Annotated in this window: 25 protein-coding genes; 12 read left to right on the top strand and 13 right to left on the bottom strand. The window is 71.3% G+C overall.

Annotation, left to right across the window (positions count from 1 at the left end; genetic code table 11):
• Window positions 1–27 precede the first annotated feature (27 nt).
• The 4 genes from ACIA5C_RS42385 to ACIA5C_RS42370 all read left to right on the top strand — a co-directional run bounded on the left by ACIA5C_RS42385 (window position 28) and on the right by ACIA5C_RS42370 (window position 3600).
• The gene (locus ACIA5C_RS42385) at window positions 28–795 is read left to right on the top strand and encodes a FadR/GntR family transcriptional regulator (RefSeq protein WP_396065749.1); all 768 of its coding nucleotides are present in this window, start codon (window positions 28–30) and stop codon (window positions 793–795) included.
• A 188-nt stretch (window positions 796–983) separates the two neighbouring features.
• Entirely contained in the window at window positions 984–1964 is a 981-nt protein-coding gene (locus ACIA5C_RS42380; RefSeq protein WP_396065747.1) for an NAD(P)/FAD-dependent oxidoreductase, read from the top strand.
• A 9-nt stretch (window positions 1965–1973) separates the two neighbouring features.
• Window positions 1974–2303 (top strand): ferredoxin, encoded by a 330-nt coding sequence (gene fdxA, locus ACIA5C_RS42375; RefSeq protein ID WP_396065745.1) that lies wholly within the window; start codon window positions 1974–1976, stop codon window positions 2301–2303.
• A gap of 34 nt (window positions 2304–2337) precedes the next feature.
• Window positions 2338–3600, top strand: a complete 1263-nt coding sequence (locus tag ACIA5C_RS42370) for an MFS transporter (protein WP_396065743.1) — start codon at window positions 2338–2340, stop codon at window positions 3598–3600.
• Between the two features lie 374 nt (window positions 3601–3974).
• Here ACIA5C_RS42370 and ACIA5C_RS42365 read toward each other — a convergent pair whose 3' ends face one another.
• The 5 genes from ACIA5C_RS42365 to ACIA5C_RS42345 all read right to left on the bottom strand — a co-directional run bounded on the left by ACIA5C_RS42365 (window position 3975) and on the right by ACIA5C_RS42345 (window position 7848).
• Window positions 3975–4418, bottom strand: a complete 444-nt coding sequence (locus ACIA5C_RS42365) for a nitroreductase/quinone reductase family protein (protein ID WP_396065742.1) — start codon at window positions 4416–4418, stop codon at window positions 3975–3977.
• Window positions 4419–4519: 101 nt separating this feature from the next.
• Entirely contained in the window at window positions 4520–5596 is a 1077-nt protein-coding gene (locus tag ACIA5C_RS42360; RefSeq protein ID WP_396065740.1) for an EAL domain-containing protein, read from the bottom strand.
• A 115-nt stretch (window positions 5597–5711) separates the two neighbouring features.
• Window positions 5712–6029, bottom strand: coding sequence for a transcriptional regulator (locus tag ACIA5C_RS42355; protein WP_396065738.1), 318 nt, complete (start codon window positions 6027–6029; stop codon window positions 5712–5714).
• Complete coding sequence (locus tag ACIA5C_RS42350; RefSeq protein WP_396065736.1) at window positions 6026–6703, bottom strand: hypothetical protein; 678 nt, start codon at window positions 6701–6703, stop codon at window positions 6026–6028. The genes ACIA5C_RS42355 and ACIA5C_RS42350 overlap by 4 nt, the downstream gene beginning before the upstream one ends.
• Entirely contained in the window at window positions 6700–7848 is a 1149-nt protein-coding gene (locus ACIA5C_RS42345; RefSeq protein ID WP_396065734.1) for an MFS transporter, read from the bottom strand. Before ACIA5C_RS42345 ends, ACIA5C_RS42350 begins: the two co-directional genes overlap by 4 nt.
• A 47-nt stretch (window positions 7849–7895) precedes the next feature.
• Between ACIA5C_RS42345 and ACIA5C_RS42340 the strand changes: the two genes are divergently transcribed.
• The 3 genes from ACIA5C_RS42340 (at window position 7896) to ACIA5C_RS42330 (ending at window position 10953) form a co-directional block, all read left to right on the top strand.
• Window positions 7896–9272, top strand: a complete 1377-nt coding sequence (locus tag ACIA5C_RS42340) for a PLP-dependent aminotransferase family protein (protein ID WP_396065732.1) — start codon at window positions 7896–7898, stop codon at window positions 9270–9272.
• An 84-nt stretch (window positions 9273–9356) separates the two neighbouring features.
• Window positions 9357–10250, top strand: coding sequence for an acetoacetate decarboxylase family protein (locus tag ACIA5C_RS42335; RefSeq protein WP_396065730.1), 894 nt, complete (start codon window positions 9357–9359; stop codon window positions 10248–10250).
• A 193-nt stretch (window positions 10251–10443) separates the two neighbouring features.
• A complete protein-coding gene (locus tag ACIA5C_RS42330; RefSeq protein ID WP_396065728.1) occupies window positions 10444–10953 on the top strand; it encodes a DUF6232 family protein in 510 nt (169 codons plus the stop codon).
• Here the strand turns inward: ACIA5C_RS42330 and ACIA5C_RS42325 are convergent.
• Window positions 10880–11797, bottom strand: a complete 918-nt coding sequence (locus ACIA5C_RS42325; protein WP_396065726.1) for a helix-turn-helix domain-containing protein — start codon at window positions 11795–11797, stop codon at window positions 10880–10882. The genes ACIA5C_RS42330 and ACIA5C_RS42325 overlap by 74 nt on opposite strands.
• A gap of 307 nt (window positions 11798–12104) precedes the next feature.
• Between ACIA5C_RS42325 and ACIA5C_RS42320 the strand changes: the two genes are divergently transcribed.
• Entirely contained in the window at window positions 12105–12302 is a 198-nt protein-coding gene (locus ACIA5C_RS42320; RefSeq protein ID WP_396065724.1) for a DUF397 domain-containing protein, read from the top strand.
• A gap of 14 nt (window positions 12303–12316) precedes the next feature.
• Here ACIA5C_RS42320 and ACIA5C_RS42315 read toward each other — a convergent pair whose 3' ends face one another.
• The 4 genes from ACIA5C_RS42315 to ACIA5C_RS42300 form a co-directional block, all read right to left on the bottom strand.
• Complete coding sequence (locus tag ACIA5C_RS42315; RefSeq protein WP_396065722.1) at window positions 12317–12958, bottom strand: DUF5753 domain-containing protein; 642 nt, start codon at window positions 12956–12958, stop codon at window positions 12317–12319.
• Window positions 12959–13085: 127 nt separating this feature from the next.
• On the bottom strand, window positions 13086–15890 hold the full coding sequence (locus ACIA5C_RS42310) for an FAD-binding and (Fe-S)-binding domain-containing protein (RefSeq protein WP_396065720.1): 2805 nt from the start codon (window positions 15888–15890) through the stop codon (window positions 13086–13088).
• Window positions 15891–15934: 44 nt separating this feature from the next.
• Window positions 15935–16570, bottom strand: a complete 636-nt coding sequence (gene lexA / locus ACIA5C_RS42305) for a transcriptional repressor LexA (RefSeq protein ID WP_396065881.1) — start codon at window positions 16568–16570, stop codon at window positions 15935–15937.
• The gene (locus tag ACIA5C_RS42300; RefSeq protein WP_396065718.1) at window positions 16554–17555 is read right to left on the bottom strand and encodes an ArsR/SmtB family transcription factor; all 1002 of its coding nucleotides are present in this window, start codon (window positions 17553–17555) and stop codon (window positions 16554–16556) included. Before ACIA5C_RS42300 ends, lexA begins: the two co-directional genes overlap by 17 nt.
• A gap of 58 nt (window positions 17556–17613) precedes the next feature.
• On the opposite strand from ACIA5C_RS42300, the gene ACIA5C_RS42295 reads away from it, so the two are divergent.
• The 3 genes from ACIA5C_RS42295 to ACIA5C_RS42285 are packed head-to-tail and all read left to right on the top strand — an operon-like array spanning window position 17614 to window position 19968.
• Complete coding sequence (locus tag ACIA5C_RS42295) at window positions 17614–18798, top strand: MFS transporter (protein ID WP_396065716.1); 1185 nt, start codon at window positions 17614–17616, stop codon at window positions 18796–18798.
• 4 nt (window positions 18799–18802) lie between these two features.
• Complete coding sequence (locus tag ACIA5C_RS42290; RefSeq protein ID WP_396065714.1) at window positions 18803–19567, top strand: SDR family oxidoreductase; 765 nt, start codon at window positions 18803–18805, stop codon at window positions 19565–19567.
• Window positions 19564–19968 (top strand): hypothetical protein, encoded by a 405-nt coding sequence (locus ACIA5C_RS42285; RefSeq protein WP_396065712.1) that lies wholly within the window; start codon window positions 19564–19566, stop codon window positions 19966–19968. Before ACIA5C_RS42290 ends, ACIA5C_RS42285 begins: the two co-directional genes overlap by 4 nt.
• Here the strand turns inward: ACIA5C_RS42285 and ACIA5C_RS42280 are convergent.
• The 3 genes from ACIA5C_RS42280 to ACIA5C_RS42270 form a co-directional block, all read right to left on the bottom strand.
• Complete coding sequence (locus ACIA5C_RS42280) at window positions 19955–20737, bottom strand: hypothetical protein (RefSeq protein ID WP_396065710.1); 783 nt, start codon at window positions 20735–20737, stop codon at window positions 19955–19957. The two genes, ACIA5C_RS42285 and ACIA5C_RS42280, sit on opposite strands and share 14 nt — an antisense overlap.
• Window positions 20738–20811: 74 nt before the next feature.
• Window positions 20812–22353: an alpha/beta hydrolase gene (locus ACIA5C_RS42275; RefSeq protein WP_396065708.1), complete on the bottom strand. Its 1542-nt coding sequence runs from the start codon at window positions 22351–22353 to the stop codon at window positions 20812–20814.
• The gene (locus ACIA5C_RS42270; RefSeq protein ID WP_396065706.1) at window positions 22350–23984 is read right to left on the bottom strand and encodes a fatty acyl-AMP ligase; all 1635 of its coding nucleotides are present in this window, start codon (window positions 23982–23984) and stop codon (window positions 22350–22352) included. Before ACIA5C_RS42270 ends, ACIA5C_RS42275 begins: the two co-directional genes overlap by 4 nt.
• A gap of 452 nt (window positions 23985–24436) precedes the next feature.
• On the opposite strand from ACIA5C_RS42270, the gene ACIA5C_RS42265 reads away from it, so the two are divergent.
• Window positions 24437–25483, top strand: a complete 1047-nt coding sequence (locus ACIA5C_RS42265) for a hypothetical protein (protein ID WP_396065704.1) — start codon at window positions 24437–24439, stop codon at window positions 25481–25483.
• Window positions 25484–25601: the final 118 nt, after the last annotated feature.

Genomic DNA, 25601 nt, shown 5'->3' with positions numbered 1-25601 from the left:
CCTTGTCCGTCCAGCGAAGGAATCAACATGAGCGAGGGTGTGGTGGCCCCCCGGGAGCCGGTCAAGGGTGACCCCCGGCTGTTCAAGACGGTGTCGTCCAACCGGATGTCCGAGGCGATCGTCGAGCAGATCCGCAACCTGATCCGCACCGAGCAGCTGCGCCCCGGCGACCGGCTGCCGAGCGAGCGTGACCTGGGCGAACAGATGGGCGTCAGCCGCGTCACGGTGCGCGAGGCGATGCGGGTGCTCGAGGCCGGCGGCCTGATCGAGATCCGGGTCGGCGCGCGCGGCGGGGCGATCGTGACGACGCCCAGCTCCAACAAGCTGGGCAGCGGGCTGGCCGATCTGATCAGCCTCTCGCCGCTGACCGCCGCCGAGGTGACCGAGGCCCGCCAGGTGTTCGAGCTCGGCATCATCCCGCTGGTGATCGCCCGCGCCGACGAACACGACATCTCCGACCTGCGGGAGATGGTCGCCCAGCATCAAGGCGCCCTGAAAAAGGGCGAATACAACATGCAGATGTCGGCCGCCTTCCACGTGAAGGTCGCGGCCTGCACGCACAACGCGGCGATCGAGATGCTGGTCCACTCGTTCCACGGGCCGTTACTCATGTCGCTGCGCGAGGCGCAGGTGGCGGCCCCGCTGATGGGCGTCCGCGGCACCAACGAGCACCGCGACTTCGTCGAGGCGGTGGCCCGGCGGGACGTCGAGAAGGCCGAGCAGATCATGCGGGCTCACCTCGACCGCACGGCGAGGCGGGTGAGCCGGACCAAGGCCGCCCGCGACAACGGCTGACCTTTCGGTCGGTGGGGCCGCCGCGCTTTGTGCGCGGCGGCCTTTTCCGTACGCGGAGGGGCCGCGCTTCACCCGCACCAGGCCGTTCCCGGCCTTTCGGCGGGGTGGTTGTGCCGCTTCCGTCGCCGTCGTCTTGCACCGCGCGCCGTCCTCTGGTCAAATGGTTAGACCATTACGAGGAGGTGCCGATGAGTGGTGACGACGTCGACCTGGTCGTGGTCGGTGCGGGGCCGGTCGGGCTCTACGCCGCCTACTACGCCGGGTTCCGCGGCCTGACGACCGCCGTGGTCGACTCGCTGCCCGAGCCCGGTGGGCAGGTCGCCGCGCTCTACCCGGAGAAGCTCATCCACGACGTCGCGGGCCTGCCCGGCGTCCGCGGCCGCGAACTGGTGCGCGCCCTGCTCCAGCAGGCCCGGACATACTCGCCGCGCTGGCTGCTCGGCGAGTCGGCCGACCAGATCGCCCGGCTCGACGACGGCCGGATCGAGCTGCACCTGAGGAGCGGGACGTCGCTGACCACCCGCTCGGTCGTGCTGGCCGCCGGCATCGGCACCTTCAAACCCCGCCCGCTGCCGGTCGGGGCCGAGTTCCTCGGCCGAGGCGTCGACTACTTCGTCACCGACCCGTCCTCCTACGCCGGGCACGACGTGCTCGTGGTCGGCGGCGGCGACAGCGCGGTCGACTGGGCGCTCACCCTTCAAGCCATCGCCAAGTCGGTCACCCTGATCCACCGCCGCGACCGGTTCACCGCCCACGAGGCGTCGGTGGCCGAACTGCACGGCTCGGACGCCCTCGTCCGCACGCCGTTCGTCCTCCACGCCCTCTCCGGCGACCGGTCGGTCGACCGAGCGATCCTGCGCGACACCGCCTCCGGCGAACTGCACGAGATCGACTGCACCCGGGTCGTGGCCGCCCTCGGCTTCACCGCCGACCTCGGCCCGCTGACCCGCTGGGGCCTGCAGATCGTCGACCGGCACATCGTCGTCGACTCGACGATGGCGACCGGCGTGCCCGGCGTCTACGCGGCCGGCGACGTCACCGAATACCCGGGCAAGGTCCGGCTCATCTCGGTCGGCTTCGGCGAGGCGGCGCTCGCGGTCAACAACGCGTACGTGGCGAGCGACCCGTCGGCCTCGCTGTTCCCCGGTCACTCGACCGCGACTGTTTGAGGAGTTCTGATGCCTTTCTTCGTGACCGGCGCGTGCCTCGACGTGCTCGACAAGTCGTGCATCGAGGAGTGCCCCGTCGACTGCATCTACGAGGGCGGCCGCAAGATGTACATCAATCCGCGCGAGTGCATCGACTGCGGCGCCTGCGAGGCGGTCTGCCCGGTCACCGCGATCGCCTCCGACCTCCCGCTGTCCGAGCCCGACCGGCCCTGGCGGGACGACAACGCGGCGTTCTTCGAGAGCGTGCTCCCGGGCCGCGACGCGCCGCTCGGGTCGCCCGGCGGCGCGGGTGACCTGGGCCGCATTGACGCGGACGCCCCGCTGGCCGCGGCGAGCTAAAAGTAAGATGTTTCTACTGTAGAAAGGGGGCTGCATGGCGAACCGGTCGGCGTCCTTCGGCCGGCACATGTTCAGCTCCCTCGCAGTTCCCAACTACCGATGGTTCTTCTTCGGCCAGCTCGCCTCGGTCATGGGCAACTGGATGCAGACGGTCGCCCAGTCGTTCCTGGTTCTCCAGCTCACCGGCTCGGGCACCGAACTCGGCCTCACCGTCGCCGCCCGCTACGCCCCGGTCTTCCTGCTCGGCCCGTGGGGCGGTGTCGTCGCCGACCGCATCGACCGCCGCAAGCTGATGTGCGCCACCCAGGTCGCCTCGGCGGTCCTGGCCGGCATCTTCGCGCTGCTGATCGGCACCGGCGCCATCCGGCTCTGGATTGTCTACGTCCTGGCCCTCGGCTTCGGCCTGGTCAATGTCTTCGACAACCCGGCACGCCAGTCGATGATCTCCGACCTGGTCGACCGTTCCCAGCTGTCGAACGCGGTGCTGCTCAACTCCATCACCATCAACGCGGCCCGCATCTTCGGCGCGGCGGCGGGCGGCGTCATCGCGGCCGGACTCGGACTGGCGCTCTGCTTCGCGCTCAACGGCGTGTCCTTCCTGATCGTCGTACTGACCATGCTGCTGATGGACAAATCAACGATCGCCAGGCCACCGCGGGCTCCCCGCGCTCCCCGCCAGATCCGGGACGGTTTCCGCTACGTCGCACACACCCCCGAGCTGCTCTTCCCGCTGCTGATGGTGGCCGTCGTCGGCATGCTCGCCTGGGAGTTCCAGGTCAGCCTCCCGCTGCTCGCCGGCACCACCTTCCACGGCGGCGCCGGCACCTACGGCGCGATGACGTCGGTGATGGGCGCCGGAGCGGTCGCCGGCGGGCTGGTCTCGGCGTCCCGCAAACACATCGGCACCCGGGCCCTGGCCCTCGCCGCGATCGGGTGGGGCCTCGCGATCACCGTCGCGGCTCTCGCCCCGACACTCCCGATCGAGTACGCCGTCCTCCTGTTCGTCGGCTACGGCAGCATCACGTTCAACTCGTACGGAAAAATCGCCCTGCAGCTGACCGCCAGGCCCGACATGCGGGGCCGCGTGATGGCCCTGTGGGCCCTGGCGTGGGTCGGCTCCACCCCGATCGGCGGCCCGATCGTCGGCTGGGTCGGCCAGAACCTGGGCGCCCGAGGCAGCCTGCTCATCGGCGGCATCCCGACGCTGGCCATCGGGCTCGTCCTCTACCCGATGCTGTCCCGCCTCGACCGCCCGGCCGACCTGTCAGTACCGTCCCCGGGCGCCCCCGCGTCGTAGGGCTTCGGCCTGGCCGCGCTGTGCTGGTGTCGGCTCGATCGCCGTTCAGCTCGCGCGCGACGCGGGCGCGTACGTCATCGACGCTCGCCGGGCCCGATCGCCGCGATGCCGTCCGGGACTCGGCCCACGCGCCTTCGCGACCTGGCAGCCGGCACGAAAACATCGGGGGATCAACGTGCTCGTCGGCGACGTTCTCGAACGGCTGACCGCGCGCGGGCGTCCGGTGGCACCATCGCCGCGCGGAGATTACGGCCGAACCGGCTTCTTGGTGGTCGCGCCCGACCGGGGTCCGGCTCGCCGACTGGCTCACCCCGTCTGCGGCGGCTGCCTCGGGCCCGGTGGTCGGTGACGTGCGACCGCTCGCCGAGGCGGCTCTAGCGGGCCGGTGACACGACGCGGAAGACCGGGAAGCCGGGGGCCGCCGCCTCGATGTCGGCCGTGGGGGAGTCCGCCTTGAGGCCGTCGAAGAAGGCGCCCGTCTCCCACGCCCATTTGCGCAGGTAGAGCCGGATCAGCGGCTCCTTGTCAACATCCGCGATCTCGATCGGGGTGAAGGGTTCGACCCGTCGGCCCAGGCGCAGTTCGCCTTCGCCGGCGACCCTCAGGTTGCGGACCCATTCGGTGTGGCCGCGGGGCGCCAGCAGGTAGCGGGAGCCCTCGTACGTGAACATGTTGATGATTGTGGTGCGGGTCTGGCCGCTCTTGCGGCCGCGCACCGCCAGGACGCGGCTGCCGAGGAGGCTGACGCCGCGGTTGGTGAGCCATTTGGTGACGGCGTTGAAGATCTGGGCGGTGCGGTCCGGGGCCAGGTAGCGCATGGTGGTCTCCCCACTAATCGAGAGCAGTGCTCTCTCCTGTGACCAGTGAACACCCCCCGGTGTTCCAAGTCAAGAGCACTGCTCTCTCAGGGGAGCGGGTGTCAGGCCGGGCGGCCCCAGAGGTAGCCCTGGCCGTAAACGGCGCCGAGCGCGGCCAGCGTCGCGCGTTCCTCCTCGGTCTCGACGCCCTCGGCGATCAGTGCCGCGCCGATCTCGTGCGCGAACCCGACCAGCGAGCGCGCCAGCGCCCGCCGCACCGGGTCGCTGTGGATGCCGCGGACCAGCGAGATGTCGAGCTTGATGGTGTCGGGGCGCAGCTGCAGGATGTGGCTGAGGCTGGCGAAGCCGGCGCCCGCGTCGTCGACCACGATGTTGATGCCGGCCGTGCGCAGCGGCAGCAGGTCGGCGTTGAGCTTCTGGTAGTCGGCGATCGGCGTGTGCTCGGTGATCTCCACGCCGAGGTTGGCGTCGGGACGGCTGAGCAGCAGTTCCTGAGTGCGCGGGTCGGCGACCGTGGCCGCCGACAGGTTGAGCCCGAGCCAGATGCCGGGCGGCAGCGAGTCGATCTGCTCGAGCGCCTTGGACAGGGCCAGCAGCTCGAGTTCGAGGCCGAGCCCGCACGCCTCGGCGGCGGCGAACGCACGGTCGGGCGTCGCGAACACTGCCGGGTCGAAACGGGCCAGCGCCTCGTACGCCACGATGACGCCGTCCTGAAGGCGTACGACCGGCTGCACCACCGACCGGGCCGCGCCGGCGGCCAGGATCTGCCGCACCACCGTCTCGTTGCGGGAGGCCTCGCGCCGCGCGTGCGCGGCGGGGCTCCCGAGATGCTCGGCGATCAGGTCGGCGGCGAGCCCGAGCGGCCGCAACGCGCTCTCGTCGAGTGCGGGGTCGGGCAGCAGACCGGCGCAGCACACCATGCCGTCGAGGCCGTCCAGCGGGACCCCGGCGACCCAGCCGAGGCCGAGGTGCCGGGCGTCCGGGATGATCGTGGGGAGCGCGAAAGCGCTGGGAAGCGGGACGGGACCGCCGTTGACGATCACCTGGTCGCCGGAGACCAGCCAGGCCACGTCGGCCGCGAGGTGTTTGCGCGCCAGCCCGAGAAGCCGGTCGAGCTGCGGATCGGACTTGTGCACCATGAGCGCCTGGTCGGCCTCCGCAACCGCAATGGTCTCCATCTGCGCCTCTCCTGGTCCCGCGTTCGGGTCAGGTTCTTCGATCGACAGCCGGAGGCGTTTGTTGAGTGCCGACAATACTCGGGTTTCGATCAGGCGCCGCCCGGCCCTTATCCGTTCATTGTTCCTCCCCGGAGACTCGCGTGATCAGTTCTCGCAGCTTTCGGATCTCTTCGGCCAGTGCGGTGTCGCCGGCCGGGGTGAGGGTGACCCAGGTGCGGCCGCGGCGGCCCTCGTAACCCTTCTCGACCGCGATCAGCCCGGCCGTCTCGAGGACGCCGAGGTGCTTGGACAGGTTGCCGGCGGTCAGTTCCAGCTGGGCGCGCAGATAGCCGAACTCGACCCGCCGGGCCTCGTGGGCGATGGTCAGGATGCCGAGCCGGACCCGTTGGTGCACCACGTCGTCCAGCCCGAGGGCCGGATGGGTCTCGGTCATCGCTGCCGCCGCCGGGCCAGGGCGAAGCCGGCCGCGCCGAGCAGCAGCAGGGTGCCGTTGATGACCTGCTCCGGCACCCAGAACGTGCGGGTGCGGTCGCCGTGACCGACCCAGCCGAAGTTGATCGGCACGAGCACGAACAGCAGGTAGATGACGGTGAAGAGCAGCAGTGCGGTGTTTCGCTCGAGTCGCGCCAGCACCAGCAGGGCGATGCCGATGATGCCGGCCGGTGCGATCAGGCGGTCGAGGACCATCACCCAGGCCGGGTACGGGTGGGCCGGTACGGGGTGGGTGTCGAAGTAGTGCCCCACCCACAGATAGACCCCGGTGAACAGGACGGTCAGGGCGGCGCCGGTTATCGCGTACGGCAGGACGCGCGCGCCCAGCCCCCGCGACCGTGCGACCCGCATGTAGGCGTACGCGATGGCCGCGTAGGACAGCATCAGCGCGGCCGGCCAGTAGTAGAGCACGCCCCAGCGCTTGAACTGGCAGGCGCCGTCGGGCCTGCAGTGCACGTACATGAAGTGAGTGTCGAAGGGGATCGCCAGGAACGTCACCCCGGCCAGGACCGCCAGCGTCACCCAGGTGAGCCGCTGGTCGAGGCGCACCTGGCGGGCCAGGGAGCGCGTCTCGGCCAGCATCCGGCGAGGTTCGGACATCGAATCTGTCGTCATGCCAACAGGTTTCCATCGCCAACCAATTTGCGCAAGTGCAGTTTCGGGGCCGGAATCAGTCGCAGCGCGGGCAGCATCGCGGCGGCGGCGAGCAGGAACGTCCAGCCGTACCCGATCGAGGTGACCGTCAGCCCGGCCGCGAACGCGCCGGCCGCCATGCCCAGGTCGTAGGCGATGTTCCAGACCGCGCTGACCGTGTCCTCGCTGCCGGCCGGCGCCTCGGCGTACATCAATGCGAGCGTGGTGTTCTGCAGGATGCCGAAGCCCGCCCCGAAGAGCACGGCCCCGCCGAGAAGCATCGGCACGGAGCCGGTGCAGGCCAGGGCGGCCATCCCGGCGGCGCTCGAGACCAGACCCGGAGCCAGCATCCGGCGCAGGCCGCGGCGGTCGCCGAGGCGACCGGCGACCCACCGGGCGACGGTTGCGGCCGCGGGCTGCAGGAGCAGAGCGAGCGCGACGATCCAGCCGGGCCTGTCGGCGCCGGCCAGCGGGAGGTACGTCACGAGCACGCCGACGGCCGCAGTCGACGTGGCGAACAGTGCGGCCGGGCGGTTCAGCGACGGTTGCCGCAGGCCGGCCAGGATCCCGGCCGAGGCCGGTGTCGCCGAGGCCCGGGCCGGCAGGGCGGGCACCGACACCAGCGCGAGCAGGGTGGCGACGGTGGTGACCAGGAAGACCGGCGAGAAGCCCCAGCGGTCGGCGGCCCAGACCCCCGCGGGCAGCGCCAGCAGACCCGAGACCCCGCTCACCAGGCCGACGAACGCCAGTCCCTCGCCCCGCCGGTCGGCCGGTATCAGGGCCGCGGTCAGGGCCCCTCCGGCGACCGTGCAGATCGCGAAGCCGAAGCCGCGGACGACCGACACCGCCAGGATCAGCGCCGGGGCCGGGCCGAGCAGCAGGAACAGCGTCGGCAGGCCGAGCAGGGTGAGCCCGGCTGTCAGCGCCCACCGGTAGCCGATCCGGGCGACCAGCCGCGGTGTGCCGAGTTCGCCGACGACCGTGGCCACCAGCAGGGCGACCGTGGCCGACCCGGCGGACTGCGGGTTGAAGAGGGGGACCACCGACAGCGGCAGGTAGAAGCCGATGGCCCCGCCCAGGATCGACACCGAGCGGACCAGGAGCGGGCGGGAGACGAAGCTGCTCATGGGTATGACGCTAGGAGCCGACCAGCCCACTGATAAGGTCCAGTTTCATGCCCGTCGAGTGGGCCGGTTCGGGCCCCGAACTGCTCGTGACGATCGACCGCGCCGGCCGGTCCGGCCTCCGTGCGCAGTTGGAGGAGCAACTCCGTACGGCAATCCGCACCGGCCGTCTGGCCGGCGGCGAGCCTCTGCCCTCCTCCCGCGAGCTGGCCCGGACCCTGGGTCTGTCCCGCGGGCTGGTGCAGGACTGCTACGCCCAGCTGCAGGCCGAGGGCTACCTCACAAGCCGCGCCGGATCGGCGACCCGGGTCGCGGCGACCGCGGCCGGCCTCAGCCGGCCACCCCGGAACCCGCCGCCGGCCAGGGGATTCGGGGTCGCCGACTTCGCGCACGGCGTGCCCGACCTCGGACTCGTGCCCCGCGAGGACTGGGCCTGGGCGGTCCGCGAAGCCTGCCGCACCGCGCCCAACGCCGCCTTCGGCTATGGCGAACCGGCCGGCGCGCGCCCGCTCCGCGAGGTGCTGGCGTCCTATCTGGGCCGCGTACGCGCGGTCGCAGCGACGGCCGACGACCTGATCATCTGCTCGGGCATGCAGCAGTCGCTGAATCTGGTGCTGGCCATGCTGGCGGACGTGACCGTCGCCTTCGAGGACCCCGGCCCCGGGCTGCCGACCGGAACCGGCGTGCCGGTACCGGTCGACGAGGACGGCCTGGACGTGGCGGCGTTGCGGCGCACCGGCGCCCGGGCGGTCCTGGTCACCCCGGCCCACCAATGGCCGACCGGCGTCGTGCTCACCGGCCCGCGACGCCGGGAGCTGATCGCCTGGGCCCGCGACTGCGACGGCGTCATCGTCGAGGACGACTACGACGCCGAGTTCCGCTACGACCGCGACCCGGTCGGCTCGCTGCAGGGCCTCGCCCCCGACCACGTCGTCTCCCTCGGCACGGTCAGCAAGTCGCTCGCGCCCGCGCTGAGACTCGGCTGGATCGTCGCGCCGACCCGCCTGCTCGGGCCGCTCGCCCGCGCCAAGTGGCTGGCCGACCGCGGCACCCCCGGCATCGACCAGCTGGCCCTGGCCGGCCTGATCGAGTCGGGCCGCTACGACCGCCACCTGAGGCGGGTGCGGTCCGAGTACGCCGCCCGCCGCCGGACCCTCGTCGATGCCCTGGCCCGGCACGCCCCGCAGGTCGCGGTCACCGGCCTGGCCGCCGGTTTCCATGCTGTCGTGCATCTGCCGCCCGGCGTCGGCGAGGACCACGTCATCGATGCGGCGGCCGCCCGCGGCGTCGGCCTGTACGGCATGAGGAGCCTGCGCCACCGCGGAGAGCCGGCGCCGGGGCAGCTGATCCTGGGCTTCGGCAACACGCCCCGCGGCCGCATCGAGCCCGGCATCGCCGCGATCGCCGACCTGATCGGCTCAAAGTGATCCAGATCCCTGTCCCTGAACCCGGCCCGGCCGGCCGCGTCCTCCTCAGTAGACACAGCTGCACCTACTTGAGGAGAGACCCGGATGGACAAGAACCTCCAGCGGCGTACCGTGCTCGCCGCGATGGCCGGCGGCACCGTCGCCGCCGCGACGGGCGCCGGGCCGGCCATGGCCGCGCCCGCCGCCGCGCCCGAGAGGTTGAAGGGTTACACGCTGCCGCTGAGCGCGCGCGGCGTGGCCAACCTGGCCGGCAAGCCGCCGTGGAACTACGTCGGCGACGCGGTCGGCGCCGAGTTCTGGACCCGGCCCGACGCCGCGGCGGCCTCGCTGCCCACCGGCCTCGACCCCGACCCGGCCAACCCGGGCCACGGATACGCCGTCTTCATCGACTGGCAGTTCGCGGCCACCTCGGACGACTACCTCGACCCGACGTTCAGCCAGTACTCCGAGTTCCTGCTGCTGATGGACGCCTCGTACCAGGGCACCGCGGTGGCCTGGTGCCCGTTCATCTGGGTCGACAACGACGCCTCGCTGGCCCGCGGCTGGGTGCAGGGCTTCCCCAAGAAGATCGGCCAGATCAGGCAGACCCGGGCCTTCGCGGTCGACAGCCTGGCCGGCCCGATCGTCGGCAAGAGCGGCCGGTTCGGCGCGACCATGTCCGCGGGCGGCCGTCGCCTCGCCGAGACCACGGTCACCCTGGACCACACCGCGGACCGCCTGCCGGCCCTCACCCGGCCGATCGTCAACCTGCGGCACTTTCCGCAGCTGGCGCTGTCCGGCCAGGACACCCCGCCGGTCCACGAGCTGACCATGTCGGTCCTCGACAACCTGAAGATGGCCAACACCTGGGTCGGCTCCGGCGACCTGCACTTCTTCCCGGCCCCGCGCGAGGAACTCGCCGACCTGGGCCCCACCCGGGTCGGCGTCGGCTTCCGCGGCTCCCTCTCCTACACCGTCAACGACCTGAAGATCCTCTGACGCCTCGGCAGGCCGAGACGCCGAAACTCACAAGAACCACCGAATCGGCCGATCAAATTCGCTCTATGAGCCGGCATATCAATCCATTTCGAACAACCTGCAATCCGCAGACAGGGTAACGCAGTCGGCTGCGACACGAATGAACGTTGCTGATAGCTGACAGCTAGGAGACCATGATGACAGGGAGGTCGTCATGGCACAGAACTCCGAAACGGTTTACCACCCCGGCCCCCGCATTGTGGTGACCAGCCGGCGCATCGAGACCACCGGCGGTCGCTTTCTGGTCCGCGATCTGGACGAGTTCCAATGTGTCTACCAGGGTTACCCCGGCCGGCGGATCGCGATGATCTGCGCCGCGGTGGAACTGGCCGTCGCGGTGATCGCGGCGGCACTCGCCGGTGCGGCCTCGATCGCGATCGCCGGACTGGTCGTCGCGGCGGCGATGGGTGCGGCGATCCGGGCGCTCGGTCGCGGCAAGCGGGGGTGGATGGTGCTGCTCGCCGAGCATCGCGGCCACCCGGTGGCGCTGTTCAGCAGTCAGAATCAGCAGGAGTTCGAGCAGATCCGGCGGGCGGTCCTCCGGGCCGTGGAGGCGGACGCTGCCTCCCGATTGGTAGCCGGGCACGAGATCATGGTGGCGGCAACGTTGTCCGGGCGTTCCGTATCATCTCGATCGCCTCGTCGCCCGTCCGGCCGTAGGTGAGCAGATCCTGCATGATGGCCCGGAAGAGGCTGTCCTCGACCGGGCTCATCTGCAGGCTGGACGCGCCGGCGGCGGCCTCGACGTAGAGCACGTCGTCATGCCCCGGCGTGTCGAACTGCAGAAGTTCGAACGTGCCGCCCAGGCCGGAGTGGTGCGCGAGGTCCATCGGGGTGACCGCGATGGTGTAGACCTCGGGTTGCCGCTCCGCCAGGTCGAGAACGTGGTCGATCTGCCGGCGCAGGCAGTCCGGGCCACCGACCGGGCGGTGCAGCACCGACTCGTCGATCACCGCGACGATCCGGGGCGGGTGGGGCCGGGTGAGCCGCTCGCGGAACTCCTGCTGCCGGTCCATCCGCAGCTTGACCCGGGACAGTACGTCCTCATGATCGGGGCTGCGGCGCATCGACAGGGCGGTGATCGCGCGGGCGTATTCCTCGGTCTGGAGAAGACCGGGGAAGAACAGGATCTGCCAGATATTGATGACCGACGCTTCGTATTCGTACGCGACGAAGCGTTGGAAGTCACCCTCCAGCCGATGCTTGCTGTACCACTGTCGGGCCCGGGACACCCTGGACAGGCGGGCGAGGGTCGCGACCTCGCCCTCGGCGACACCGTAATAGGAGAGCAGCGCCCGCAGCTCGAACGGCTGGACGGTGACCTCGCCGTTCTCGATGCGGTTGAGCTTCGAGGTGGACCAGCCCGTGTGCTCGGCGACGGTCGCCGAGCTCAGCTCACTGGCCTCGCGGAGCGCCTTCAGGCGGGAGCGGACCAGCTCCCGGGCCACGGTGGGACCGACGTCCGCATCGGATCCGGCGGACGGGTCACGCGAGCCCGGCCTAGCCACGGTCACTCCGCTCGTCCTCCCGTACCCATCGTGAAATCGCTGTGCGCAAACAGCGAATTGCATATTCCGATGACTCTATCGCATCGCAATAGCGATTTTTGAATTGCTGGGCCGAGTGTCGGCGGTGCGACGGTCGGCGCTTATACACCAAGCTGGATTCCGGGTACTGTAAGTGATCAGCTGGCTCCAACGACGGAGCTGTCGCCCAGGAGCGCGGCGCCCACCGGCGACCGCGCCTCTTCCAAGGCCTCGCGTGACGGGTGGCTGTCCCGCGCGTGAGTCCTTGCTGTTGCTTGCGGGAGGGGCAATGACTGACCGGCACGAACTCCAGTGGCGGACGAGTTCCAGGAGCGGCGGAGGCAACTGCGTGGAGGTCGCCTTCGACGCAGACCTGGTGCACCTGCGCGACTCCAAGGACCCCTCGGGACCGGTGCTGACCGTCGACCGGGCGGCCTTCCGGGACTTCATCGCCTTCGTCGTCGAGAACGGCGCAAGCGAGGGCTAGCACCGGACGGCTCCTCACCACTCGCGGCTGATCGTCTCCAACAGCGCCCGCGCGTCGGCGCCGGACACCACCGATTCCCGCAGGGTTGCCACGATCCTGCGGCATCGCTGGGTCTCGGCCTCATTGTTGATCACGATGGCGTCCTCATGCCCCTCGAAATAGACCGCGGCGTCGCCGTTGGCATCCTCGTGGACCTCGAACGAGGCGTCGCCTCCGGGGTAGGCGCCGTAGCGGGCGGGCACGATCGCCAGCTCGACGCTGGGCAGTTCGGAGAGCTCGCGCAGCCGGTCGAGCTGCTGTCGCATGACTTTGGGGCCGCCCACGACGCGCCGCAGGACGCCTTCTTCGGTCACCACCGAGACCTGTGGCGGGGCGTCGCCTCGCAGCCGGTCGGCCAGCGCGGCGGCGCGCCGCATCCGGGCGTCGACCCGCTCCTGCAGCTCGGGGTCGCCCGGGTCGAGAGCCCGGATGCGTCCGATCATCTCGGCGGCATAACCCTCGATCTGAAACACACCCGGAAGGTAAAGCGGCTGGTTGAAGCTGATGCGGACCGACTCCTGCTCGCGCCTCATCAGCTCGTCGAAGGCCGCCGGCCCTCGAGCGTCCATCGAGGTGATCAGATCGTCGGTACGCGTCATGGCAGCGCTGCCTCTCATTCGGAATAGCCTAGCCCTACTTGCCCGCAGCTAGTTGCGGGTTGCAGTTTTTCCGGTTGAGGACCCTAGCGCCCGGCATACCCATGGGTCGAGTCCCGGGGCCGGGTGTGTTGTGTCGGAAAGGGGGCTATGCCGCGTCTCGGGCGCTGACCAGCGCCTGAGCGAGCAACTCGACCAGGTGAATGCCGTCGACACCGGCGAGGTCTTCGGACTGGGTGCGGCAGGAGAAGCCGTCGGCCAGGAAGATGTCGCCGGGGGCGGCGTCGCGCAGGGCGGGCAGGAGTTGCTGCTCGGCCACCTGCACCGAGACCTCGTAGTGGCCCTTCTCGACGCCGAAGTTGCCGGCCAGGCCGCAGCAGCCGCCCAGGCGCTTGACCGTCGCCCCGGTGGATTTCAGCAGCGCGGCGTCGGCCTCCCAGCCCATCACCGCGTGGTGGTGGCAGTGCGGCTGGGCGATCACGCTCACCCCGGCCAGCGACGGCGCTGTCCAGTCCGGCGTGGCCGCCAGCAGTTCGGCCACCGTCACCGTTGCCTTGCTGACCAGGCGGGCGTCCTCGTTGTCGAGCAGTTCCACGATGTCCGAGCGCAGCACGCCGGTGCACGACGGCTCCAGGCCCACGATGGGCACGCCCGCGGCCGCCGCCGTGCGCAACTCGGCCGCTGTCGACGACAGGATGCGCCGCGCGGCCGTCAGCTGGCCGGTGCTGATCCAGGTGAGGCCGCAGCAGGCCGACTCCGAGGTGATGGTCGGGGCGTAACCGGCCGAACGCAGGACCGTCACGGCCGCCTGCGCGACCGACGGCGAGAAGTGGTTGGTGAAGCTGTCGACGAACAGGACGACCGGTTTGCCGGTTTCCACCGCCGGCTGGGCCGCGAACCAGCTGCGGAAGGTCCGCGAGGCGAACGCGGGAACCGAGCGGCGGGAGTCGACGCCGGCCGCCCACAGGGCCAGGCGGCGGATGCCGGGCAGGCGGGTCACGCGGTTGGCCAGCCGGGGCATGCGGGAGGCGAGGCGGGACCACCGGGGCAGCCGGCCCAGCGAGTAGTGCGACCGGGGGCGCAGCCGGCCCTGGTACGACTGGTGCAGCACCTCGGACTTGTAGGCCGCCATGTCGATGCCGGTCGGGCAGTCCGATGCGCAGCCCTTGCACGACAGGCACAGGTCGAGCGCGTCGTGCACGGCGGGGGAGCGCCACGACGGGGCCAGGTCGCCGTCGAGCATCTCCTGCAGGGCGCGGGCCCGGCCGCGGGTCGAGTCCTTCTCGTCGCGGGTGGCGAGGTAGGACGGGCACATCACATTGGTCGTCCCGGCATGTCCGGCCCGGCACTTGCCGACGCCGGTGCACCGGTGCACCGCCTGCGAAAAATCGCCGTGGTCGCTGTGATAGGCCAGGGCCAGCTTTTCGCGTACGGGCCGAGCCTGCGCGACCCGGATGTTGGCGTCGAGCGGATCGGGGTCGACGAGGTTGCCCGGGTTGAGCAGGTTGGCCGGGTCGAAGGCGCGCTTGATCTGGCGGAACAGGTCGATGGCGGCCGGGGAGTAGATCTTGGGCAGCAGTTCGCTGCGAGCCCGCCCGTCGCCGTGCTCGCCTGAGAGTGACCCGCCGTAGCCGGCCACGAGGTCGGCGGCGTCGGAGAGGAACGAGCGGAACGCCGCCGGGCCGCCGGGCTGGTCGAGCGGGAAGTCGAGGCGTACGTGAACGCAGCCGTCGCCGAGATGGCCGTACGGCATCGCGCTCAGGCCGTGGCGGTCGACCAGCCGGTCGAAGTCGCGCAGATAGGCGCCGATCCGGGCCGGCGGGACCGCCGAGTCCTCCCAGCCGGCGTGGGCCGGCTTGCCGGAGGGCGCCCGGCCGGTCAGCCCTGCGCCGTCCTCCCGGATGCGCCACAGCGGGGCGGCCGCGACCGGGTCCTCGACGATCACGGAGTCGACCGCCTCGGCGACCCCGACCAGCTTGACCGCCTGCTCGCGGACCGCTCCGAGGTCGTCACCGGCCAGTTCGACCATGAGCCAGGCGGTGCCGCCGGGCAGCGGGGGCACCGCGCCGGGCCCGCGGCGGGAGCGGACGACGTCGCAGATGCGGGAGTCGATGCCCTCGCAGGCGGTGGGGGAGAACTCGAGGATCGCCGGGATGATGTCGCCGGCGGTGCCGAAGTCGGGGTAACCGAGCACGATCAGCACCCGGTGGGCCGGGTCGGCGACCAGTTTGACGGTGGCCTCGGTGAGGATCGCGAGCGTGCCTTCGCTGCCGACCAGGAACTCGGTCACGTTGAAGCCGCGTTCGGGCAGCAGGTGCTCGACCGCGTAGCCGGAGACCTGGCGCCCGAACCGGCCGAACTCGGTGCGGGCGACGGCCAGGTTGGCGCCGATGATTTCGCGCAGCGGCGTCAGGACGGCCATGTCCGGTCCGAGCCGCGAACCGTCGGCCAGGAACCCCGACAATTCGATCACGTTGTCGGACGTCCGGCCGTAACCCAGCGTGCGGGCTCCGCAGGAGTTGTTGCCGATCATCCCGCCGATGGTGCAGCGGGTGTGGGTCGAGGGATCGGGCCCGAAGCGCAGCCCGTGCGGCCTGGCCGCCGCCTGCAGGCTCGCCTGGACGGTGCCCGCCTGCACCCGGGCCGACTTCGACGACGCGTCGATCGACAGCACCCGGTTCATGTGCCGGCTGAAGTCGATCACGACACCGGGGCCGATGGCGTTACCGGCGATGGACGTACCGGCGCCGCGTGCCGTGATCGGCACGCCCAGGTCGCGGCAGACCGCCAGCGTCGCGGCGACCTCGTCGTCCGCGCGCGGCCGGACGATCGCGCGCGGGACCACCCGGTAGAGGGAGGCGTCGCTCGCGTAGGCGGACCGGTTGGCGTCGTCGACGAGCACGTCGCCGACGCCCGCCTTGCGCAACCGGTCGATCAGGTCGGTGTCAGTCATGTCCCGCGATGTTCCTTCAGTTGGGCAGCATCCCATCCTAGTTCTCAGGTCCGGCGGAGGACCGAGACCACCTTGCCCAGTACCACTGCGTGGTCGCCGTCGATATTTTCGTACGCCGGGTTGCGCGGCTCGAGCACGACGTGGCCCCGGGTGCGGCGGAACACCTTCACGGTCGCCTCGTCGTCGATCATGGCGGCCACGATCTCCCCGTTGTACGCCTCGGGCTGCTGCTTGACCACCACGATGTCCCCGTCGCAGATCGCCGCGCCGATCATCGAGTCGCCGCGGACCCGCAGGCCGAAGAGGTTGCCCTTGCCGACCAGGTCGCGCGGCAGCTGGAGCGTCTCGTCGGAGTTCTGCTCGGCCAGGATCGGGGTGCCGGCCGCGATGTCGCCGAGCAGCGGCACTCCCACGGTTTCCGCCGGGGGCGGCGCCTCGTCGACGGAGAGGAACATCCGCACGTCGACCGGCCGGGTGGTGCGCGGGCCGCGCCGCAGGAAGCCGGCATCCTCGAGGGCCCGCAGGTGGCGCCCGATCGACGAGGCCGAGGCCAGGCCCAGTTCGTCGGCGATTTCCCGGGTGGACGGTGAGTAACCGAAGCGAACCGCCCACTTGTGGATCACCGAGAGGACCTGCCGCCGGCGTTCGGTCAGCATCGACGTATCAAGATCGGAATCCATCAGCACCCGAGGATCTTGCCTGATCAAGAACGGAAGAAGAAACCGGCACGCCGAACGCGGCCAGCAGGTCCCACCCCCGGGGGTCCAATCGGTAACGGACCGTACGCCCGCTGCGCACGCCGGTGATCACACCGGCCGACCGTAGCCCGGCCAGGTGCGCGCTGACCGTGCCGAGCGAGACGCCGAGGATCCGGGCCAGTTCGGTGCTGGTCGCCGGCACCCGCAGTTCGAGCAGCACCCGGGCCCGCCCGTCGCCGATCAGCCGGGCCAGGTCGGCGCCGGCCGCCGGGTCGACGTCGGCTGCCCGGCCCCGGGCCGGGTAGGTCATCGCGAACCGGGGCGGCGGGAACTCGCAGGTCCAGGTGCCGGTGCCCTCGGTGTGGGGCGCGAAGATGATGCCGTCGTCGATGATCCGGTCGGGGTGGCCGGGCCGGCCGAACGCGATGGCGTCGTCGGTCGCCCACGACGTGTTCCGGGCGATCGTCGCGACCACCGCCCGCCAGCCTTCGGCGGCCAGCAACTCGGTGCGGTACGCGATGTCCCGCTCGAGGACGGCCCGGCGGCGCGGCCAGTCCGGGCGGACGAAGAGCTCCCACGCCTCGGCGAGGTCTTCCGCGATCTGCTTCGCGAGGCCGTCGGCGGAAGCCCAGGAGATGTCCGGGCGGTCACCCCAGCTCGCTGCTTCGGCGAGGCGCACGGAGTCGCGTACGGAAAAATCGCTGAACCCGGCAACCAGCGCGAGCTCGTCGGAAAGCTTGGTTCGCAGGCCGCCGTCCGGCGGCACCGCGAGGGGGTCGGGCAGATATTTGGTACGCGCCGACAGGTCGAACAGCCCGCGCCGCGCCGGCGACCGATCGCGCCAGCGCCGGAAACGCGGATCCGCGAGCCGTTCCAGGTTGAGCAGCGTGCCGACCGTCTCGGCGAGCGGCGACACCGCGAACCGGCACCGCGTCAGCGCCCGCGGGCTGAGTCTGAGGAGGGTCACCTTGCGACTGTAGGCGCAAGGTTTTGCCCTTCCGCGGACCTGCCGGAAGCTGCCGGATGTGTTCCGCCTCTTCTTCGCCGGCCGCCTGATCTCGCTGCTGGGCAGCGCCATGACCCCGGTCGCGCTCGCCTTCGCCGTGCTCGGCGCGTCGCACCGGCCGACCGACCTGGGCGTCGTGCTGGCCTGCCAGATCGTCCCCCAGCTGGCTTTTCTGCTGGTCGGGGGCGTGGCGGCGGACCGGTTCCCGCGCCGGGCCGTGCTGCTCGGCTCGCAGCTGGGCGCCGGCGCCACCCAGGCCGCGGTGGCCTCGGTGATCATCACCGGTCACTACCACCTCGCGCTGGTGGGCGCCCTCGCCGCCGGGAACGGGGTGGCCGAGGCGTTCGCGTCGCCCGCGCTGCGCGGCATCCTGCCCGAACTCGTGCCACCCGCACGGGTCCAGCGGGCCAACGCGATGCTCGCCGCCGCCCGCAACGCCAGCAGGATCGCCGGACCGACCGTGTCCGGCCTGCTCGTCGTCACGGTTGGGGCGGGCTGGTCGATCGCGATCGACGCGGCCTCCTTCTTCCTCGCCGCGGCATTTCTGGCCCGGCTGAGGCTGGGTGCGGTCGTCCCCCGCAGACAAGGCCGGGCCCTGCGCGAAGGCTGGGCGGTCTTTCGCAGCCTGCCCTGGCTGGCCGCGGGCGCGGTCTCGTTCGGCATGCTCAACCTGGTCAACGTCGGCCCCTGGAACATTCTCGGCCCGGCGCTCACCCAGGCCCGCAGCGGCGAGGCGGCCTGGGGTGTCGTGCTCAGCGTGCGGGCGGCCGGGCTGCTGCTGATGAGCGTGCTGCTCGTCCGGCTCACGTTCCGGCACCCGCTGCGGGCGGGCTCGCTGTTCGGCGTCGTGGCCGCACTGCCGTTGCTCGCGCTCGGGGTGGGCGCCCCGCTGCCGGTGCTGCTGGTCGCCGTGTTCGTCGGGGCGCTCGGCTTCACGCTCACCGACATCACCTGGGAGACCACGCTGCAGACCCACGTGCCATCCGAGGCGCTGTCGCGGGTCGCCAGCATCGACGACCTCATCTCGTACGCCGCGATCCCGCTCGGCCAGCTGCTCACCGGCCCGTTCGCGGCCGTGATCGGCGCCAAGCGGGTCGCCCTGATCGCCGGCATCGGCTACGCGGTGTTCAAACTCGCGCCGCTGAGCCTGCGCGCGGTCCGTGACCTGGGTCCTGTCACAACTTCGGCGGCCGCCTCGTCCTGACGGCATGAACCGATTGCATATCGCAGTGGCCGGCGGGACCGGCTGGATCGGCCGGATGGTGGTCACGGCCGCCGGGAACGCCGGGCACGACACCGTGGTGCTCGCCCGCTCGACCGGCGTCGACCTCGTCAGCGGCCAAGGGGTGGCCGAGGCGCTGCGCGGCGCCGACGTCGTGATCGACGTGGCCAACCTCAACTCCAACAGCGCAGCCAAGGTGACCTCGTTCTTCGAGACCACCACCCGCAACCTGCTCGCGGCCGAGGCGGAGGCCGGGGTCGGGCACCACGTGGTGCTGTCGATCGTCGCGGTCGACCGGGTCGACGTCGGCTACTACGTGGCCAAGCGGCGCCAGGAGGAGATCGCGCTGGCCGGCCCGATCCCGGTGTCGATCCTGCGGGCCACCCAGTTCTTCGAGTTCGCGGTGCAGATGACCGGCCACGCGGTCGGCCCGTTCGTGCCCGCACCGCGCCTGATCAGCCGGCCGGTGGCGGCCCGCGAGGTGGCGGCCGAACTGGTGCGCATCGCGGCCGGGCCGCCGCTGGGCGAGAACATCGAGCAGATCGCCGGACCGGAGGAACTGCGCATCGACAAGCTCGTCCGCGACGCCATCAGGACCCGCGGCCTCCGCCGCATCGCGGTCCCGATCCGCTTCCCGGGCAAGGCCGGGCGCGAGCAGGCGAACGGCGGCCTGTTGCCGCGCGGCGAGGTGCTGGTCGGCAGGACCCGGTACGCGGAGTGGCTGTCATCGGCCGACGGGCGGGCCTCATGACCCGCCTGTCCAACCCGTGGATCCGCGGCGGTCTGGTGCTCCTGGCCGCGCTGCAGGCCGTCGTCTCGGTCTGGCAGTACGCGTTTCCACGCTCGTTCTTCGACGACTTCCCGACCGTCGAGCTCGACCCGCCGTACAACGAGCACCTGGTGTCCGATGTGGGCGGTCTCGGCCTGGCCCTGACCGCGATGCTGGTCATCGCCGCCGTCGCGATGACCCGCCCGGTGGTGCTGACCGCGCTGACCGGCTATCTGATCTACGCGGCCACCCACTTCGCCTTCCACGTCGGCCATTTCGAGCACTTCTCATTGCGCGATGCCCTGAGCGTCGGCACCGGCCTCGGCATCGAGGTGGTGCTGACGGTGGTGCTGCTGTTCGCCGCCTTTGTCAGACGGGAATGAGCCGGGCGGCGAAGGCGACCGTGCCGAGGTCGCCCTCACGCAGCAGCCGGGCCGCGGGGTGCTCGCCGAGGTTGTCGAGGCGCGAGGCGGCCGCCTCGACCAGCTGCGGCTCGGCGTTGAACAGCCGCTTCGCCATCCGCGCCTGCGACGGGCTCAGTTCGGCGAACGCGCACCGCTGCAGCGCGTTGATCGTGGTGGCGTCGACCGTGCCGGCGATGACCCGCTCGGTAACGATGGTCAGCAGCCAGTCCGGCCACCAGCTGTACCGGCCGACCGCGAGGCTCGACTGCACCGCGACGGCCGGTTCCTCGCCGGCCTTCAGCAGCCGCAGGGTCAGCTCGTGGCCGAAGCCGTCGAGCCGCAGCGCCGACACGAACGCCCGGATCAGCGGCACCGCACCGGCCAGCGGCTCGATCTCGGCCGCCGCCTCGGCCCACATGCCCTGCAGCAGCAGGCACTGGGCGTACGCCTCGGCCGTACCGGCGTCGTCCCCGGTGGCCCGCTCGTTGATCCGCTCGACGGTGGCGACGAGGCGGGCGGTGGCCCGGCTCGCGGCCTCGGCCGCCTCCTCGCTGCCCGGCCGGTTGAGGTGCCGCAGCACCGTCTCGGTGGCGAGCTCCGCCTCCCGCCGCAGCAGCGCCGACGGGATGGCAGGTGTGATCACGTCACTGAGCGCGTCGGTCAGCGTCGCCGCATCGAGCCGGTCCGAGCACTCCTCGAACTGGGCCCACCACGAAGCCGGATGATGGCGCTTCTCGTAGCCGGTCACGTATCTCCCTCTCGTCAAGCAGATCCGACCATCCGATCGGCCGGGCCACCGATCCGCTGAGGGCGACCTTTCCGCTACCCGACGAGTGGCAGGGCGATGCCGAGCGGCCAGGCGACGACGACCGAGCCGACGGCGGCGATCAGCCAGGCCGGTGCGCCGAGCCGGTTGAGCCCCGCGCTCCACAGCGCCTGCCATCCGAACAGCAGCACCAACGGCGGCACGGCCAGCAGCACGAACCCGTGTGTGAGCCCGGCCACGGCGGCGCCGGTCAGTGCCCCCACCACGACCGCCGCGATGACGGGCACGCCGAGCGGGTGGCCGGCGGTCGCCCGCTCGGTCCCGTAGGCGAGCACCGCGAACCCCGCCCACAACACCGGAATCAGCCACCACCGGGGTCCCACCGGCACCGCGTGGGTCAGTCCGAGGCTCGTCGGCAGGGCGATGGCGGCCACCGCGTACGCGATGAGCGGAACCAGCCGCCCGCCGCGACCGTTCGCGGTCGCCGGCTCGCGCCAGATCCCGTACGCCGTGAGGGCCAACCCGATGACCGTGGTGTAACCGGCGATGAACCCGCCGATGGCGATCGGCAGCCGCTCGGTCGGCAGCCGCGGCGCGACCAGAGCCGCGACGGCAGCCGCCGCGACGGCCACGCCCGCTGCCGAGGCGGTCCGAAGAAGCCGCACCCGGCCGCCTGCCCCGGTTGTCCGCACCCGGCCGCCGGCCCCGGTTGTCCGCACCCGGCCGCCTGCCCCGGTTGTCCGCACCCGGCCGCCTGCCCCGGTTGTCCGCACCCGGCCGCCGGTCAGCAAACCGGCGATCGGGTACAACCCGAGCAGAAACGCCGAAGTCAGCAGCGCCGCCCCGCCGATCCGCCGCAGCGGCGACGGCAGCGGCCGTGAGCCGGACAGGCCGCCCAGGTTCCGGTCGAGCCACTCCACGGTCGCCCGGTGCGCGCGCGGCGCATAGAGGATCGAGATGTGCTCGACCCCGGGCACCGCCGACGCCCGCCGGTCCGGCCCGCCGTGCGCCACCGCATCGGCCGCGGCCGCCTTGAACCCCGGGAACTCCAGGCTTCCGTAGAGCAACAGCAGATGAGCCGGCCGGGAGCTCTGCGCGACCGACGAACCGGGCAGCGACAGCGCGACCGTCGCCCCGACCGCCGGATGGGCGGCCGCATAGCGGGTCACCTCGGTCGCGCCCATCGAGTGCCCGACGAGGGCGATCCGCGCCGGGTCGACGTCGGGCAGCGACCGCAGCCGGGCCACCGCGACGTCGAGGTCGTGCTGCAGCGCATCGACCGAGGCGTCGGTCGCCGCCGCGTCGTCGGGCAGGGGAGTCGTGCTGGCCCCGTGTCCCGCGAAGTCGAGCAGCACGACCACATAGCCCTGCGTGGCCAGCGAGTCACCGAACGGCGCCATCAGCTCGGCCGAGCCCGAGAACCCGTGCGCCACCACCACACCGGGCCGCTTCCCGGGCCCGGCCGGCGGGTGCACCTCGTACAGGGGCACACCGTCGGCGGTCACGTGCGTACGGCGGAGGCCGTGGCCGTCGCCGGCCAGAAGGATGACGCCGAGCGTCGCGGCAATGAGCGCCAGCGCGGCCAGCAGCCGCCTCAAAGGAGGTCGCGGGCGGCGGTCCGGCGCAGCTTGCCCGACGGCGTCTTGGGCAGGGAGCCGGGCGGCAGCACCTTCACCGCGGCGGGACGAACGTGGATCTCGGCTACGATCCGGGAGATCACCTCCCGGCCGACCCGCTCCTCGGCCTCCGGGTCGCCGGCCGCCCGCGACTCGACCAGCACCGCGAACGACTCCCGGGCCCGGTCGTCGCCGGCGGTCAGCCGGACCGCGGCGACGTTGCCGCTGCGCACCTCGGGCACGGTCGCCGCCGCTCGTTCGATGTCGGTCGGATAGATGTTGCGGCCGCCCATGATGATCACGTCCTTGCGCCGGCCGCAGACCACCACCTGACCGTCGACCAGGTAGCCCTCGTCGCCGATGTCGAGCCAGCCCTGCTCGTCGCGGGCCGGTTCGTAGCCGGCCGGCGTCAGGTAGCCGTCGGTGACCGAGTCGCCGCGCAGCATGATGCGGCCGACCTCGCGGTCGCCGAGCGTACGGCCGTCGTCGCCGGCCACCCGCACCTCGACGGTCTTGCAGGGGCGCCCCAGCTTGGGCAGCCGGCGGACGCCCGACGGCGCCTCGGAGGGCGTCGCCCGGGCGTCCTTCTCCAGCGCGTCGGCGTCGACGACGTCGAGCAGCATCGGGTCGGCCATCTCCGACAGCGAGATGACCAGCGTGCTCTCGGCCGCGCCGTAGCAGCACTGGACCGCCTCCGGCCGCAGGCCGAACCGGGCGCCCGCGGTGGTGAACGCGTGCATGGTGCCGGGGTCGATCGGCTCGGCGCCGTTGCCCGCCACCTCGAGGGAGGAGAGGTCGAGCGCACCGTCGGGCACCCGGGCCAGCTGGCGGGTCAGCACCGCCCACGCGAAGTTGGGCGCGGTGGTGATGGTGGCGCGGTGGCGGCTCATCAGCTCGGCCCAGAGCAGCGGGCGGCTGAGGAAGTCGGCCGGGGTGACGCTGACCAGTTCCATCCCGCTGATCATCGGCAGCAGGAAGCAGCCGACCATGCCCATGTCGTGGAACATCGGCAGCCACGACACCATCACGCCGGTCTCGTCGCTGCGCAGGTGCTCGGCCGCGTCGCGGAGATTGGACCAGACGTTGCGGTGGGTGATGCGGACGGCCTTGGGCTCGGCGGTCGAGCCGCTGGTGAGCTGGAGCAGGGCCGGTGAGTCCTCGGGTGTCTCGACCGGCGTGAAGTCGTTGCCGCCGGTGGCCAGGTCGTCGGCGAGGTGGTAGCCGATGCCGTTGGCCTCGAGCACCGCGGCCATCGGCTCGAACGGCGAGCCGATGACGACCGTGCGGGCGTCGATCATGCGGAGGACCCGGAGCGTGTCGTCGCGCCACACCTCGAGGTCGGTGCGCGCGGTCGGCTGGTGCAGCATCGTCATGCTGCCGCCGGCCAGCCAGATGCCCTGGGCCACCGGCGCGATCTGGACCGGCGCCCCGGCGAGCACGGCCACCGCCTGCCCGGGCTTCAGCCCGGACCCGGCCAGCCGACCGGCTATCCGGCGGGACAACTCGTGCAGTTCGGTCCATGTGCGACGGAAGGGCTCGTCGGGTTCGCCCGTCACCATGCCGGTGCGAGCACGCCCGGCCGTGGCGATCACGTCGTCGACGAAACGGCTCACCCGGACCTCCAAGGGCGCTTTGACCGGTTCAGCGTACGGGAACACGGACGGTAGTAGATCCATCTCTTTCTGTGTCGGATATTTGACTACCTCTTAAGGCTCCACAAAGGATCTCTTCAAGATCCGGCATCCCGGACATCCGCCCCGGTCGGAGGGCCATAACGGCCTATGCACATCCGCTGGCCGAACCGCTCGGACCACCCACGCTCACCCGTACGGCCCCTGTGCTGTGTCCGGGCTGCCGGTGACGTCCAAGGCGCGAGACCGCGATGATCCGTTTGTCCCTGATGTAGGGGGACAGAGTTACCCTGGTCCGGGTCGTATCCTCGATCTCGGTGGCCGATGGCTCCTCGGACGACGGTGGTCTACATCTTCTGCGGGATGTCGATCACCATCGCGGCAAGGTGAACCTTCCCGGAGAGAGACGCAAATTGGACTTTTGGGATCTGACTGTGCTCATCTTTCGCCGATGGAAGATCGCTCTACCGCTGCTGCTGCTGGCGATAGGCGGGACGGTGTTCGTCGCGTTCACCGCCAAGCCCGATTACGCGATGACCTCGTACGTGCAGCTCATCCCGGCCAAAATCGGGGCGACCGACAACCCTAACGTGACGCTGCGTAACCCGTGGAACCAGCTCGGCCTGAACACGCTCGGCCAGGCCGCCATCTACGCGACGCAGGATCAGGGCTTCCTCGAACAGTTGAAGAAGACCAACCACACCGACAACTTCACTCTCACCATGACGTACCCCAACCCGATCGTCACGGTCGAGGTGGTCGGTACGACGCCGTCCGACGCGCGGGCCACCACCGACCTGGTCGTCAGCCGCCTCCGGGCGGCGGCCGAGTCGCTGCAGCGCAACGCCGGCGTCGGTGACGCCGACATCATCGCCACGCAGCGGCTCGACGCGGGGCAGAACCTGCTTCCCTCGCGCAGCAAGCAGAAGCGGGCGATCCTCGCGGTGGCCGCGGCCGGACTCATCCTCACCGCGGGCGGCACGGTGGGCATCGACGCGATCCAGCGGAGCCGGCGCCGCAAGCGCGTGGCGACCGAGGGCTTCGGCGCCGACGACGGCCCGCCGCCGACCACCGAACCCGCGAGCGCGGTGGCCGGCACCAACGGCAGCACCAACGGCAGCAACGGCAGCAGCAAGGTGCCGATGGCCCGGTCCGGGGTCGGCAACCGGCTCAACGGCGAGCAGGCCGACAACGCACTGCGGGCCGCTCCACCCGAGTCGCTCGAACGCACCGCGATCATCATCAAGCGCACCTCCTCGGTGGTAAAGCCGGCGCCGCCGAAGCAGCAGCGCCGCTCGCCCGCCGCCACCTACCGCTCAGCCAACGCGCAGAGCGCCGAGGACGGCGGCGACGAGGGCACCGACCGGCACGGCAACAACCCGGCGGAGGGCAACGAGGACGCCCCGGCCGACTCTTCCGACGTTCGTACCGTTCTGCCCTCCGAATGGGTGGGCAGCGAGAACGGCAGTAAGTCGAAGTAACCGTTCGTCGGTCTGTCGTGACTGTCTGAACGCCCGACAGACCGGCGTCGCGGCGCGGCCATATTCTTGGCCGCGCCCCGCAACGGGCGTACCGAAAATCCTTTGCCGGAAGGCAGTT

Origin of the sequence: Actinoplanes sp. NPDC051343 (assembly GCF_044455125.1) — a bacterium.
Taxonomy (GTDB): Bacteria; Actinomycetota; Actinomycetes; order Mycobacteriales; family Micromonosporaceae; genus Actinoplanes.
This window is presented reverse-complemented; position numbering and strand designations above follow the sequence as displayed.